Annotated in this window: 9 protein-coding genes; 4 read left to right on the top strand and 5 right to left on the bottom strand. The window is 61.0% G+C overall.

What is annotated here, in order from left to right; translation table 11 throughout:
• Position 1 precedes the first annotated feature (1 nt).
• On the top strand, positions 2-829 hold the full coding sequence (nadE, locus tag FEE99_RS07210) for an ammonia-dependent NAD(+) synthetase (RefSeq protein ID WP_041480718.1): 828 nt from the start codon (positions 2-4) through the stop codon (positions 827-829).
• Between the two features lie 167 nt (positions 830-996).
• Here the strand turns inward: nadE and azu are convergent, their stop codons facing one another.
• Positions 997-1443 (bottom strand): azurin, encoded by a 447-nt coding sequence (gene azu / locus FEE99_RS07205; RefSeq protein WP_041480719.1) that lies wholly within the window; start codon positions 1441-1443, stop codon positions 997-999.
• A 342-nt stretch (positions 1444-1785) separates the two neighbouring features.
• On the opposite strand from azu, the gene FEE99_RS07200 reads away from it, so the two are divergent.
• Together FEE99_RS07200 and FEE99_RS07195 are read left to right on the top strand one after the other, a co-directional pair.
• Positions 1786-2373: an LOG family protein gene (locus FEE99_RS07200; protein ID WP_041480720.1), complete on the top strand. Its 588-nt coding sequence runs from the start codon at positions 1786-1788 to the stop codon at positions 2371-2373.
• A gap of 68 nt (positions 2374-2441) precedes the next feature.
• Positions 2442-2630, top strand: a complete 189-nt coding sequence (locus FEE99_RS07195; RefSeq protein WP_016771927.1) for a hypothetical protein — start codon at positions 2442-2444, stop codon at positions 2628-2630.
• 209 nt (positions 2631-2839) lie between these two features.
• On the opposite strand, the gene FEE99_RS07190 is transcribed toward FEE99_RS07195, so the two are convergent.
• The 4 genes from FEE99_RS07190 to FEE99_RS07175 form a co-directional block, all read right to left on the bottom strand.
• Positions 2840-3730: a transglutaminase family protein gene (locus FEE99_RS07190; protein ID WP_041480721.1), complete on the bottom strand. Its 891-nt coding sequence runs from the start codon at positions 3728-3730 to the stop codon at positions 2840-2842.
• Positions 3730-6216, bottom strand: a complete 2487-nt coding sequence (locus FEE99_RS07185; protein WP_041480722.1) for a circularly permuted type 2 ATP-grasp protein — start codon at positions 6214-6216, stop codon at positions 3730-3732. The genes FEE99_RS07190 and FEE99_RS07185 overlap by 1 nt, the downstream gene beginning before the upstream one ends.
• Positions 6217-6304: 88 nt before the next feature.
• Positions 6305-9580, bottom strand: a complete 3276-nt coding sequence (locus tag FEE99_RS07180) for a transglutaminase family protein (protein WP_041480723.1) — start codon at positions 9578-9580, stop codon at positions 6305-6307.
• A gap of 353 nt (positions 9581-9933) precedes the next feature.
• Positions 9934-12237, bottom strand: a complete 2304-nt coding sequence (locus FEE99_RS07175; protein ID WP_041480755.1) for a YgiQ family radical SAM protein — start codon at positions 12235-12237, stop codon at positions 9934-9936.
• A gap of 229 nt (positions 12238-12466) precedes the next feature.
• Here FEE99_RS07175 and FEE99_RS07170 point away from each other — a divergent pair, with 229 nt between their 5' ends.
• Entirely contained in the window at positions 12467-15172 is a 2706-nt protein-coding gene (locus tag FEE99_RS07170) for a hypothetical protein (RefSeq protein WP_143979087.1), read from the top strand.
• The last annotated feature ends 1 nt before the right edge of the window (position 15173 follow it).

Here is a 15173-nt window from a genome sequence, read left to right as displayed (position 1 = left end):
CATGCAAGCCGTACAGCGTGAGATTGCTGAGCAGCTCAAGGTGCAACCACCGTTCGCCGACGATCAGGCCCTGCAGGCCGAAGTCGCCCGGCGCCTGACGTTCATCCAGGAATGTCTGGTCAATTCCGGGCTCAAGACCCTGGTGCTGGGCATCAGCGGCGGCGTCGACTCACTGACCGCCGGCCTCCTGGCCCAGCGCGCGGTACGTGAACTGCGCGAAAAAACCGGCGACGACCGCTACAAATTCATCGCCGTGCGCCTGCCGTATGAAACCCAGTTCGACGAGCACGACGCCAAGGCTTCGCTCGACTGCATCGCCCCTGACGAAATCCACACCGTGAACATCGGCCCGGCGGTCAAGGCACTGGCGGCTCAGGTGTCAGCGTTCGAAGGCAAACCGGCGGCGTCGGTGGATTTCGTGCTGGGCAATACCAAGGCGCGGATGCGCATGGTGGCGCAGTACACGATTGCCGGAGTGGCGGGCGGTCTGGTGATTGGCACCGACCATGCGGCGGAAGCGGTGATGGGTTTCTTCACCAAATTCGGCGATGGCGCCTGCGACCTCGCCCCGCTCAGTGGCTTGGTGAAAAATCAGGTGCGTGCGATTGCCCGCAGCTTTGGCGCGCCGGAATCGCTGGTCGAGAAAGTGCCGACGGCAGACCTGGAAGACTTGTCGCCGGGCAAGCCGGACGAAGCGGCGCACGGCGTGACCTATGCCGAGATCGATGCGTTTCTGCACGGTGAAACGGTGCGGGACGAGGCGGCGAAGATCATTGTCGATACGTACAACAAGACGCATCACAAGCGCGTGATGCCGTTTGCGCCTTGAGGTATGGAAATGCCTGCACGAGCCTGTAGGAGCCTGTAGGAGCTGACGAGTGCAACGAGGCTGCGATCTTTTGATCTTGCTTTCAAGATCAAGATCAAAAGATCGCAGCCTTCGGCAGCTCCTACACAAAAAAGCGTCCCGGGGGGACGCTTTTTTTTGTGCCTGGTTTACTTGACGACGACGGTGCCTTTCATCATCGAGATGTGCCCAGGGAACGAGCAGAAGAAGCCGTATTTTTCAGCGGCATCCAGCTTCGATACGTCAAAGGTCACCGAATCGGTTTCCTTGGCGCCGATGATCTTGGTGTGGGCGATGATGCGGGCGTCGCCATCTTTCAGGTAGTTCTTGTCGATACCGGCAGCCAGGCCGTCGGTAGCGATTGGCTGCATGTCAGCTTCTTTGCTGATCACCAGGTTATGGCCCATGACGTTCTTCGGCAGGCTGCCGGAGTGGGTCAGTTCGACGGTGAAGGTCTTGCAGCTCTTGTCGATCACGATTTCCTTGGTGTTGAAGGTCATCTGATCGGTGGAATCAACGGTGGTTTTGCACTCGGCAGCCATCAATTGGCTGCTGGCCAGCGCCAGCAGGGATACCGCAACAACTTTGGAAAACATGGTGAATCTCCAAGGCAGGGTTAACAAAAACACTAGTGATGGAAAGACTGCCTGAAATCATCGCAAGTTCATATGACTTGAGTCAAAAATTGTATACAACTTTCAGGCTATGACACCCATCGACACAATCTAACGGCCATTTCGTACGGCCAGCCCTATGATCGGCCCACCTACTGAAACGGAGTGCCAGTCATGTTCTTTAACGGTCTGTTGTGCAGCTTGCTCGCCGCCTACGCCTGTGGCGCCAGCGGTACTTTTGAATCACCCGAACGCGAAGTCTAGTCCTTGGAGCGCAGCGTGCCAGCCGTTACCCTGTGCGCCTGATCGACTCAGGAGTAACGCATGTCGCTGAAATCCGTTTGTGTGTTTTGCGGTGCCAATGCCGGTACCGTGCCGGCCTACACTGAAGCTGCCGTGGCCCTTGGCCGGGCATTGGCCGAGCGAAATCTGACGCTGGTCTACGGCGGTGGCGCGGTCGGCTTGATGGGCATTGTGGCTGATGCCGCGCTGGCCGCTGGCGGCGATGTGATCGGCATCATTCCGCAAAGCCTGATGGACAAGGAGATCGGCCACAAGAGCCTGACGCGCCTGGAAGTGGTCGACGGCATGCATGCGCGCAAGGCGCGGATGGCCGAACTCAGCGATGCATTCATCGCCCTGCCCGGCGGCCTCGGCACGCTGGAAGAGCTATTCGAAGTCTGGACCTGGGGCCAGCTCGGCTACCACGGCAAGCCTTTGGGGCTGCTGGAAGTGAACGGTTTCTACAGCAAACTCACGGCTTTTCTCGATCATATCGTCGGCGAAGGCTTCGTTCGCGCGCCACACCGTGACATGCTGCAAGTGAGCGAATCGCCAGATTCCCTGCTCGATGCCCTCGATCAGTGGCAGCCGACCGTCACGCCCAAGTGGGTCGACCAAAAACCCGGTTAACCCCCGGACACCGATACAGGGCAGAATACGCGCCGCTCAACCTCACCTTCGACCCCAGAGGATCGCCCATGGCCAAACCCAATTACTCCTTCGCCAAACGTCAACGAGACCTGGCAAAGGAACAGAAGAAAGAGGAAAAGCTTCAGCGCAAGAAGCAAACCGCTGAAGAAGCGGCACTGAACCCTGACGGTGAAGTGGCGACCGATGATGATGTTGATGCATCCGATGCACCGAAAGATCAGACGCCCGACGCCTGAGCCCCACCGGGTTTGATGATCGAATCAGACCCTGCGGATTTGTGACGGGGCTGGCAGTTCTGCTGCCGGCCCTCACAGCCCTTCGTTCCCTGACACACCAAAATCCCCTGTGGGAGCGAGCCTGCTCGCGAAAGCGGTATATCTGTTACAAATCTATTGGCTGACCTGACGCTTTCGCGAGCAGGCTCGCTCCCACATTTGAAAACTCATCAATTCTGAGGCATCACCGTAACCCGCACTTCCGGGTCGTGATTACCGCCACCGAGAATCACCCCACGCAACGGCGACACATCGGAAAAATCCCTTCCCCACGCCAGCGTGATGTGTTCCAGCGCCGGCCGCACATTGTTGGTCGGATCGAAATCCACCCAGCCCGATACCGGACAGAACACCGATACCCACGCGTGCGAGGCGTCGGCGCCAATCAGGCGTGGCTGCCCCGGCGGCGGCTGGGTCAGCAGGTAGCCGCTGACATAACGCGCCGCCAGACCGCGCGAGCGCACACAGGCCAGCATCAGATGAGCGAAGTCCTGACAGACCCCGCGTCGACGCTCCAGCACCTCCACCAGCGGCGTCGCCACCTGGGTGGCTTCGGCATCGAAGGTGAATTCGCTGAAGATTTTCTGCATCAGCGCCTGCACGCCGAGCAGCAACGGTCGCCCTGGCGGAAAACAGCTTTGCGAGAACTCGACGAAGCTGCGCTTCAAATGCACATAAGGTGACTGGAACCGGTAGCGACAGGCTTCGAGCAAGTCGGCGGACAACGGCTGACTGCTGTAGGTCAGCGCATCGCGGGTCTGCTCCCACGCCGGCGAGTGATTGAAATCCAGCGCCGGGCGCGCCAGCACTTCGACCGTCAGCCGGGCGTTGACCTGCAATTGGTCATGGGGCCGCTCAAAGGCCAACCGTGTCAGCGGATTGCCGAAAACATCCAGCTCATCCCGGCGCATGGTCGGTTCGGGGCTGATCAGCAACTGCTGCTCGGTGCAGCGCTGCCAGCTGCATTCGCGCGGCCACAGGTGCGCCAGTTGCTGCGCGAGGGAAACCGGGCTGTCATAGTGATAACAGGTGTCGTGGAAGATCTGATATTGAGCGCTCATCACACGGACACCGTTCGCTGGCTGACATCATCGACATGGGCGAAATGGCGCAGGGCCAGACGATCCGATACCTGGCCGCTGGCTTCGGCGATTTCCTGCAACAGATCGGCCAGACCATCCAGCGCGGCACGTACGCTGGATTTGCCGAACAGCGGGTTCTCCAGACAACCGAGATCAAACCGCGACAGACGTTCGACCAACTGTGGCAGCGCAGTTTCGCGAGGTGCGCCGAAGTCGTCGTTCAAGCGTTTCAGCGTGCGGGTGACCAGTTTCAGCTGAAACAGCACCGCGTGGGGGTTCTGCTCATCCAGCAACAGTAGATCGAGCACCGGAATCAGTTGCGCCACTGCCAGATAGCGCGAGCGGTAGGTGATGCTGCTGTTACCCAACTCCAGCAACCACTCAAGCCCCGCCTGATCGAACGCACCCGCACCGCGCAGAAACGCGGCGAGGCTGCTGCTGAGAAATTGCAGGCGTTCGATGCGCCGGCCGATCATCAGAAATCGCCAGCCTTCGTCACGGGTCATGTCATCCAGCGCAAACCCCGACAGCGCTGCCAGCGACATCACCAGACGGTTGAGGAAATCCAGCAGTTCGCCGAAGTCCGGTTCATCGACTTCCAGCTCCAGCGCCTCGCGCTGCAACTCGACCAGCGCCTGCCAGTTTTCCCGGGACAGCTTGCCGCGCACTTGCGACGCAGCCCACTGCAAGCGCTGCAAGTTGGAACGCAGGCTGAACGACCAGTCCTCGCCCAGCAGCGCAGCGAGCAGGCGCTCCGGCAGTTCGCCTTCATCCGGCAACAGCGCCAGCCGCTCGCCGAGATCGACCGCCGCCTGCAGCGCCTGCGGATCATCGCCATCGACGTAACGCGTGAGCATGATGCGCAGCAGCCGCGCGCTGTCGTCGCAGCGTTCGCAGTAGCGGCCGAACCAGAACAGATTCTCCACTACCCGCGATGGCAGGTAAGGATCGCGCCGCACCAGATCGTGCACGCCGACATTGCGCTGCGCCTTCCACTGCTCGCCACTCGGCGCACGGTCGCTGAGCACCCAGGTGTCCTTGCTCGCCCCGCCGCGCTGCATCGACACCACTTCGGCATCAGCCTCGGCCGCCACTCGGGTCAGACCGCCCGGCAACACGCGGTAGCCGTCGTGGCTGGCCACCGCATACATGCGCATGCCGATCGCGCGGGGTTGCAGATGACCGTCTTCGGCTTGCCAGACCGGCGCCTGCGACAATTGCGCAAGCTCTTGCGCGACGTAGGCATAAGGCCGTGCCTGCATACGCTGCGCCAGTTCCAGGCGCTGGCTTTCATTCAAGTCACGGCCGAACACCGGGGCGAAGCTTTGCGACGGGAACGCCGGTTTGATCAACAGCTCCGGGAGTTTTTCCAGCGCCTGCGCCAGCACCGGCGCCTCACCGCACCACCAGGTGGCGATCGACGGCAGGATCAGTTCTTCGCCGAACAGGTACTGATTGATCTTCGGCAGAAACCCCAGCAGGCCCGGCGATTCCAGCATGCCGCTGCCGAGCGCATTGGCCACCAGCACCCGCCCCTGCCGCACCGCCTCAAGCAGACCGGGGACGCCAAGCGCCGAGTCGGTACGCAGTTCCAGCGGGTCGCAGAAATCATCGTCGAGGCGGCGCATGATCGCGTGCACCCGGCGCAGGCCACTGAGGGTTTTCAGGTAAACGGTGGCATTGCGCACCGTCAGATCGCCGCCCTCGACCAGCGGATAGCCGAGCTGACGCGCCAGATACAGGTGCTCGAAATAACTTTCATTGAACCGCCCCGGTGTCAGCAGCACCACCAGCGGTGCGTCATCGCCCTCCGGTGCCTGACGGGCCAAAGTTTCCTGCAAGGTGCGGAAGAAACCGGCCAGATGCTGGACCTTAAGATCCCGGTACAAATCGGGAAAGGCGCGGGAGACGATGGTGCGGTTTTCCAGCGCATAGCCGGCCCCGGACGGCGCCTGGGTGCGATCGGCAGTGACCCACCAGCGACCATCCGGCGTGCGCGCCAGATCCACGGCATACAAATGCAAAAAGGCTGACTCGGGCGGGGCAATGCCCTGACAGGGCCAGAGAAAATTGTTGTGTCCGAATACCAGCTCGGCGGGCAGCAGGCCTTCGCTGATCAACCGCTGCGGACCGTACAGATCCGCCAGCACTGCATTGAGCAAGCGCGCACGCTGAGCGATGCCGGCGGACAATTGCTGCCACTCATCTGCCGCGATCACATGGGGCAGCAGATCCAGCTCCCACGGCCGGTCAGCGCCCTTGGGATCGGCATAGACGTTGTAGGTAACGCCGTTTTCCTGAATCTGCCGCGCCAGCAAGGCTTGGCGCTGCACCAGTTGCGCTGGACTGCTGCGCTGCAACTGATCGAACAGGCGCTGCCAATGCGAGCGCACCGCGCCGCTGCCGTCGAGCAGTTCGTGATAGGTGCCCGCGGTCAGCGGGTAGCGGTCTAGCAGGTCAGGCATGGAAAGCTCGGCAGACAGCAGGGAACGGTCAGACTAACGCAGGCACATGACACGCGGATATACGAAAAATCCGCGTGTTGCGCAGGCTCTAGAAACGGCGCAGATCGATGGTCATCGGTAGCTCGTCATTGATTTCTACTTTGGGTACGGGAAGCTTCCCCGGCGTGTGTCCGAGGCGGAAAAACCGCGCCATGCGCCGACTCTCCGCTTCATTGGCGTTGACCGGCAACGTTTCGTAATTGCGCCCGCCGGGATGGGCCACGTGATACTGGCAACCGCCCAGCGAACGCCCCATCCAGGTATCGAGCAGGTCGAATACCAACGGCGCGTGCACCGCTATGGTCGGATGCAGACAGTTGGCTGGTTGCCAGGCCCGAAAGCGCACCCCAGCGACAAACTCACCCACCCGCCCGGTCGGGTGCAACGGCACCGCGACGCCATTGCAAGTCAGCAGATAACGTTGTGGCGGCAAGCCGTTGAGTTTGACCTGCAAGCGCTCCAGCGAAGAATCGACGTAGCGCACCGTGCCGCCCGCCGAGCCCTCCTCGCCCAGCACATGCCAGGGTTCAAGCGCCTGACGCAGCTCCAGCTCGATGCCATTGACGGCGTAGTCGCCGACCTTGGGAAAACGAAATTCCAGATGCGCCGCGAACCACTCGGCGCGCAACGGGTAGCCGGCGTTGTTGAGTTCGACGATAACGTCGGCGAAATCCTGCTCGATAAAGTGCGGCAGCAGAAAGCGGTCGTGCAGCTCGGTGCCCCAGCGCGCCAGTTTCGCCGGCGCGTAAGGCTCGCGCCAGAACCGCGCGACCAGCGCCCGCAGCAACAACTGCTGAGCCAGACTCATGCGCGCATGGGGCGGCATTTCAAAAGCGCGCAGTTCCAGCAAACCAAGACGCCCGGTGGCGCCGTCCGGTGAATACAGTTTGTCGATGCAGAATTCGGCGCGATGGGTATTGCCGGTGACATCGATCAGCAAATTGCGCAGCAGTCGATCGACCAGCCACGGTGCACATTCCTCGCCCGGTTCCGGCATTTGCGCAAAGGCGATTTCCAGTTCGTACAAGGCGTCATTGCGCGCCTCGTCAACCCGCGGTGCCTGGGACGTCGGACCAATGAACAACCCGGAAAAGAGGTACGACAGCGAAGGATGGTTGTGCCAGTAACTGATCAGGCTGCGCAGCAGATCCGGCCGCCGCAGAAACGGTGAGTCCGCTGGTGTCGCGCCGCCGAGGACGAAATGATTGCCGCCGCCGGTACCGGTGTGGCGCCCGTCGATCATGAACTTTTCGGTGGTCAGGCGGGTTTGCCGTGCCTGTTCATAGAGGAACTCGGTGCGCTCGACCAACTCGTCCCAGCTTGCCGATGGCTGCACGTTGACCTCGATCACGCCCGGGTCCGGAGTGACACGGAAGTTGCTCAGGCGCGGATCACTTGGTGGTTCATAGCCTTCCAGCAGCACCGGGCAGTGCAGTTCTTCGGCGGTGGCCTCAATGGCCGAGACCAGTTCCAGATAATCCTCGACCCGCTCCAGCGGCGGCATGAACAGATACAGCCGGCCTTCGCGGGCCTCGGCGCAGAATGCGGTACGGGTCAGCCAGTCAGCGGATTCGTCGATTTTCGGCACGCGCTCATCCAGCGCAGCAGGTTCGCCGTGCACACCGAGCTGCGCCGGATCCGGCAGTTCAGCGAAGTCCTGATTCGGATCGTTGGGACGGATGAACGGATATTCCGCCGCTTTCACCCACGGCTGCGAGGCCAGCGGCAAGCGGTAACCCAGCGGCGAATCCCCCGGCACCAAGCGACAGTGCTCATCGCGCAGATACCAGCGCCCGCTCTGCCAATGATCGCCCTTGGCCGTGCGCGCCAGCGGCAGCACCTGGCCGATCACCTTGTTCAGGCCCTGACTGAAGACCTTGCGCAACCGCGCACGCTCCAGCGGATCTTCCAGGCGCGAATCTTCGGCGCTGACGTTGCCGGGCAACGCACCCTCGCGCCACAGGTAGTAGAGATGATCCTCGTAGGCCGGGAAGACGAAGCGTGCAGGCAACTTCAGACGCTCGGCGACGCTGGCGAGAAAGCGTCCGGCCAGTTCGCCGTCGGCGCCATAGTCCTGCTGTTCGTCGGCGATCAATGCGTCGTTGTGCCAGATCGGCTGACCGTCGCGGCGCCAGTAACAATTGAGCGACCAGCGCGGCAATTGCTCGCCGGGATACCACTTGCCCTGACCGAAATGCACCAGCCCCTGCGGTGCATATTGCTTGCGCAGGCGCTGAAACAGTTCGGCGGACAGCCGACGCTTGTCCGGCCCCAGTGCGGCGGTGTTCCATTCGGCGCCGTCCGGGTCGTCGATGGAGACGAAGGTCGGCTCGCCGCCCATGGTCAGGCGCACATCGCCTTCGAGCAGGTCGGCATCGATCTGCCGGCCCAGCGCCTGGATCGCCCGCCACTGTTCATCGCTGTAGGGCTTGGTGACGCGCGGCGCTTCCCAGATTCGCTCCACTGACATTTCATGGCTGAACTGTGTCTCGCAAGGCTCGACCAGACCACTGATCGGCGCCGCCGAGGACGGATCGGGACTGCACGCCAGCGGGATATGCCCTTCCCCGGCGAACAACCCGGACGTGGCATCAAGGCCGATCCAGCCGGCACCCGGCAAATACACCTCGCACCAGGCGTGCAGGTCGGTGAAATCGACTTCGGTGCCGGACGGGCCGTCGAGGCTTTTCACGTCGGCGGTCAGTTGAATCAGGTAACCGGAAACAAACCGCGCCGCCAGACCGAGATTGCGCAACAGCTGCACCAGCAACCATGCCGAATCACGGCAGGAACCGGAGGCGTGTTGCAGTGTGTGCTCAGGAGTCTGCACGCCGGGCTCCATGCGGATCAGGTAGCCGATGTCTTCGCTGAGGCGCTGGTTGAGCGCCACCAGAAAATCCACCGCAGGCAGCGGCGTGCGGTCGATGCTGTCCAGGTAAGCCTTGAACGTTGGCGTCAGCGGCAGGGTTTCGAGGTAGGGCGCCAGCTCCTTGCGCTCGTCGGCGGCGTAGCTGAACGGAATTCTCTCGGCGTAGGGTTCGAGGAAGAAGTCGAACGGATTGAACACCGCCATTTCCGCGACCAGATCGACTTCGATGCGCAGCTCTGCGGTTTTTTCGGGGAACACCAGACGTGCCAGGTAATTGCCCTGGGGGTCCTGCTGCCAGTTGATGAAATGCTGCTCGGGCGAGACTTTCAGCGCATAGGACAGAATCCGCGTGCGACTGTGGGGCGCGGGGCGCAGGCGGACGATCTGCGGGCCGAGTTCGACAGCGCGGTCGTAGCGATAATGCGTGACGTGATGCAATGCGACATGAATCGACACGGCGTGCCTCCTGCGAGCCTTGGGCGTATGGGAAAGCGCGCAAGACTTATGCCATGCACAGGCTTGCGCGCTTTCGCGAAATGCTCAAGGCAGTACAGCACCAAAACCGGGCGATGCGAGGAAATGCTTGGACTCAGTTGCACGCAAATGTTGCGGGCGCTGATTCTTGCGGTGTTTGATCGGACGCTTTCGCGAGCAGGCTCGCTCCCACATTTGGAATGCGTTCCCCGGTGGGAGCGAGCCTGCTCGCGAAGAGGCCAGCGGCAACAACTTGATCATTCCCACGCTCTGCGTGGGAACGATCAGCAAAACGCCAACCCGAAGGTTGGCGTTCTGTTCAGCTCAAGCAGTGTTTAGCGCGGCACGACCGGCTTGCGTGTCGGCTTCGGCCCTTTGCCTTTGGCCGCATCCTTGCGCTCCTTGGCCGCCTGCTGGTTGCGGGCGAATGCCGCAGCCTTGGCCTGTTCACGCTTGTCCCACGGATTACCGCCATCACTGGCACGCGGCGGCAGACCGGTGTGCTGAGTGAGAATCTTGGTGGTCTTCTCTTTGGCGACCTTGTGGCTGCCGGCTGGCGTCGAGTTCTTGCGACGGGCGCTCTGGTAGCTGTCGGTGGCAGGCTGATGCGCCGGGATCAGTTGATCCTTGCCCGGCCCGATCAGATCGGCGCGGCCCATGCGGACCAGCGCTTCACGCAGCATCGGCCAGCCTTTCGGGTCGTGATAACGCAAGAACGCCTTGTGCAGACGACGCTGATCTTCGCTCTTGACGATGGTCACGCCGTCGCTCTTGTACGTCACCTTGCGCAGCGGGTTCTTGCCCGAGTGGTACATCGCCGTGGCGGTGGCCATCGGCGACGGGTAGAACGCCTGCACCTGGTCGGCGCGGAAGCCGTTGCCCTTGAGCCACAGAGCAAGGTTCATCATGTCTTCGTCGGTGGTGCCCGGGTGGGCAGCGATGAAGTACGGAATCAGGTACTGCTCCTTGCCCGCTTCTTTGGTGTACTTCTCGAACATGCGCTTGAACTTGTCATAGCTGCCGATGCCCGGCTTCATCATCTGGTTGAGCGGACCTTCCTCGGTGTGTTCCGGGGCGATCTTCAGATAACCGCCGACGTGGTGAGTCACCAGTTCCTTGACATACTCCGGCGACTCGACGGCGAGGTCGTAACGCAAACCGGAGGCGATCAGGATCTTCTTCACCCCCGGCAGGGCACGGGCGCTGCGGTACAGCTGGATCAGCGACGAGTGGTCGGTGTTCAGGTTCGGGCAGATACCGGGGAACACGCACGACGGCTTGCGGCAGGCGGATTCGATTTCCGGGCTCTTGCAGGCGATGCGGTACATGTTCGCAGTCGGGCCGCCGAGGTCGGAAATCACGCCGGTGAAACCCGGCACCTTGTCGCGGATCTCTTCGATTTCACGAATGATCGACTCTTCGGAACGGTTCTGGATGATGCGGCCTTCGTGCTCGGTGATCGAGCAGAAGGTGCAGCCACCAAAGCAGCCACGCATGATGTTCACCGAGAAACGGATCATGTCGTAGGCCGGGATCTTCTCCTTGCCATACGCCGGGTGCGGCACACGGGCATAAGGCATGCCGAACACGTAGTCCATTTCTTCGGTGGTCATCGGAATCGGCGGCGGGTTGAACCAGACATCGAGCTCGCCATGCTTCTGCACCAGCGCACGGGCGTTGCCCGGGTTGGTTTCCAGGTGCAACACGCGGTTGGCGTGGGCGTACAAAACCGGGTCGTTACGCACCTTCTCCATCGACGGCAGACGAATCACGGTCTTGTCACGGGTCATGCGCGGGCTGGCCAGGATCTGCACGACCTTGGCTTCCTGCGGATCTTCGACCGGGCCTTTTTCCTGCTCGATGGCGCAGGCCTGGGTGTCCTGGGTATTCACGTACGGGTTGATGATCTTGTCGACCTTGCCCGGACGGTCGATGCGCGTGGAGTCGACTTCGTACCAGCCCTGCGGCGTGTCGCGACGGATGAACGCGGTGCCGCGCACATCGGTGATGTCTTCGATCTTGTGGCCCCACGACAGGCGCTGGGCAACTTCGACAATCGCGCGCTCGGCGTTGCCGTACAGCAGAATGTCGGCGCTGGCGTCGATCAGGATCGAGTTGCGCACACGATCCTGCCAATAGTCGTAGTGGGCGATGCGGCGCAGCGAGGCTTCAATGCCGCCGAGCACGATCGGCACATGCTTGTAGGCTTCCTTGCAGCGCTGGCTGTAGACCAGACTGGCGCGATCCGGACGCTTGCCGGCCATGCCGCCGGGCGTATACGCGTCATCGGAACGGATTTTCTTGTCCGCGGTGTAACGATTGATCATCGAGTCCATGTTGCCCGCCGCGACGCCGAAGAACAGGTTCGGCTCGCCGAGCTTCATGAAGTCGTCTTTGGACTGCCAGTTCGGCTGCGCGATGATCCCGACGCGGAAGCCTTGCGACTCCAGCAGCCGGCCGATGATCGCCATGCCGAACGACGGATGATCGACGTAGGCATCACCGGTAACAATGATGATGTCGCACGAATCCCAGCCGAGCTGATCCATCTCCTCCCTGCTCATCGGCAGGAATGGCGCTGGCCCGAAACATTCGGCCCAATATTTTGGATAGTCAAATAACGGCTTGGCTGCTTGCATGTCGACGACCGGTGCTGAAGTGAAAAATCGCGGGCGCGGAATATAGCACAAATTTTGACCAATTCCGACGACGGTGGTCGGTTTCTCTGCGAGCTGGTCTCGCGCAGCCAGCCCGCGACACATCACGAGTTTTCGCTGAGCGTACGACGCACCAAAACGGCAAGGAAGCCGCCCGCCCGCAGCACTCCCCCGGGAGTAACGGGGCATTCAACGTAAAGGAAGACAGGCAATGTCACCCAAACCGCCAATCAGAGGCATCACTACCGTCTCGATCCATAATCCGCGACCCGATTATTCGCTAACCCGGCCTGGTTTCCCCCTGTCCTTCGATGGCGCGTCGGGGCTCAGGATTCCCACGCGCCCGACGACAACGATCGCAACAGCGATCGATCTCGTGCTCAACCACATTATCCCCATGCCTGCGCGGGCGGCGGTCAGAACGGCGGCGGTAGCGCAATCTGTTGCCTTTGTGCACGACCGCCCTTTGAAGGATTACTGGATCACTTCGCTGGTTGTGCTGCCGGCGGCCGATGCCGAAGGCATGTCGACGCTCAATGGACGCCAGTATGTCCAGGTACCGGAGGGTGGCACCGTACAGGTGAGTCTGGACTCGGCCAGCGGTTTCTACCGGGCAAAATTGCCCAGCGAATTGCACGCGTCGGGACCGCTATTGCGCTTCGATACCGACAGCCGTCTCTGGCAGCCCATCGACACCTCGGCGCCCTCCACCTACCCCTTGTCCACTACCCGGCTGGAGGCGTTTCGCACCGATCTGGATTTCAGCACGGTCGAGCCGGACGGCGATGGCCTGTTGCGCTTCAACGGCAAACTCTATGTGCAGATCGAGAGCTACGCCTATCAGGTTCTGCATGATCTCGACGCCTCGACACCGCACAGAGCGGTGATGCGCATCGTTCGCCCTGAAGATCCGATCGCCGCCGATGCGACAAACGTTTACGTCGCATCACGTCCCGGCAGGTCGGAAGCGATTACTTTCAATGCTCAATCCGGCTGGCGCGGAACCTCCTTGACAGGTGTAGCCGGAATGCCGAGAGGCGCAGCGGCGCGACCCTCAGACTTATGGCTGCATCTGGAGGTGACAGTCGCACTCGAGGGTATCAACAAGCGGATCAAGCAGGATCAGGATAAACGTGAACAGCTGATAAACGCCTGGCTGGAGGCGAGTAACGCGCAGGGAGAGCATGCGCAAACCGTTCGACGCGAAACAATGGCGCTGCTTGATCGCGAGGTTCACTGCCACAAAGAACTGAAACACCTTGGAAAGGCGCTGAAATACTACGAGGAGCAAAAATCCTCGATCAAGCGCTTCATGAAGCAGGACGCTTACCTGAACAACATAATCAGGCTGCAAAAAAAACAGATGCTCGCCTATCAGCAACTGATCGAATGCGGCTTGACGCGCCACGCCCTGGAGGGTCCGATGATCGACCTCGACCCGGAGCGGCTTCCGCGAACAGTCAACGTTCTGGGCAGGATGCTGAGTCATCTGAAAGAGCGCCAGCAAATCGCCGACAATCTGGTGAACAAATGGCGGGTCTCTCCAGACGAGTTCAGCGCGGATGTTCTTTCACCAATGGACACCCATAACGTTGTTGCCTCCTGGGTCCTGACCAAAAGTCTGATGCTGGATACCCCACAATCGGCCGGCAACGCCCCTCTGGCATCGGAACTGGCTACCCGCTTTGGTCAGGTGACCTTTGTTTACGGAGCGCTTGGCGCAGTTCCCGAGGTTTCCCACCCTGCCGTATTGAATAACCTGTTCCAGGAATGCACAGCCATCCGCCACTGGTTCGAACGCCTTGATCTGGCACCGGGGGAGCAGCACGCCACTTCACGCAGGGAGATCACTGCGGAAATCGAAATATTCGAGCAGACGCTGGTAGGCCGCTTGAACCAGCTTCTCCATCAGGCTGACCGTCCGGTGCTGACGTTCGACCAGCAGAACATTGATTTCGAGTTCATTCCGGCCCAGGACAGAAGCGGTCTCCAACCACCGCCCAAGCTCATCTTTCGGGCAAAGAAAAACGGCGTCTACAAGCTCAATGTCGGCGAGTCTCGACGCACCGCGCAAAACGAAGAGGTGATTGAGGTCCGCAACCTCCACAATCCCAGGCAGCCGTCACAGACCTATGACCGAGGACGCGGTGAATGGCGTTCGCCGCGGACAACGCCGCAGAGGAGCTTGCCTTCATTGGTTGCCGAAGCCACTCGGCACCTTGACCGTGTCGACGCGCATGTCCGCGCTGCCCTGCACGAAGAACGGCAAAGAAACCATCCGGACAACATTGTCGAGATGCTCGAAAGCAGCGCCGGGGCGATGGATGACACCGTATTGCAGTTGCAGCGGGCGGAACTGGCCCATGATGAGACCGCCGCGCTGATTCGGCGCCTGCAGGACGCCAGTGAACGTCTGCGCAATGAGGGCGAAACCATCCGCCTGCGAATCTATAAGGACAAGCATGTTCTGAACGTCGACCGACTGCTGTACCTGATCGACAAGGGCCACGTGAACGCCCGGAAAATCGAGAGCCGATTGAAACGTGGCAAGGGTTCGGACCGGCAATATCTCGACATCTATCTAGTCACCGATGCACATACCCACGATCCCCTCTGGCACGCACATTTTCATTATGCGAGACAGGATTCCCCGGACTTGAATTTCAACGTGCGCGGCGCGCATCTGAAAACCCTTGAACAAAGCAGCAGGGGTATTCAATCGCAGCGCAGGGAAGAACTGGCGCAGCGGCCGCATCAACCTGTCTGGCGCGAATATCTCGATGGACGCACAGCGCAGAAAATCTTCGACCTGGCCGCCGCCTCCGCTCACCCGATGACACAGCCTCAGGCAATGACGCCGAACAGGCCGGCAGCTTCCGCTGAAGAAGCTACCGTGCAACGACTACAAGGAATGTAAG

Source organism: Pseudomonas sp. ef1, assembly GCF_007293365.2.
Taxonomy (GTDB): Bacteria; Pseudomonadota; Gammaproteobacteria; order Pseudomonadales; family Pseudomonadaceae; genus Aquipseudomonas; species Aquipseudomonas siliginis.
Note: the sequence above shows the minus strand (reverse complement) of the source record. Positions and strands in the feature narration are given on the sequence as shown.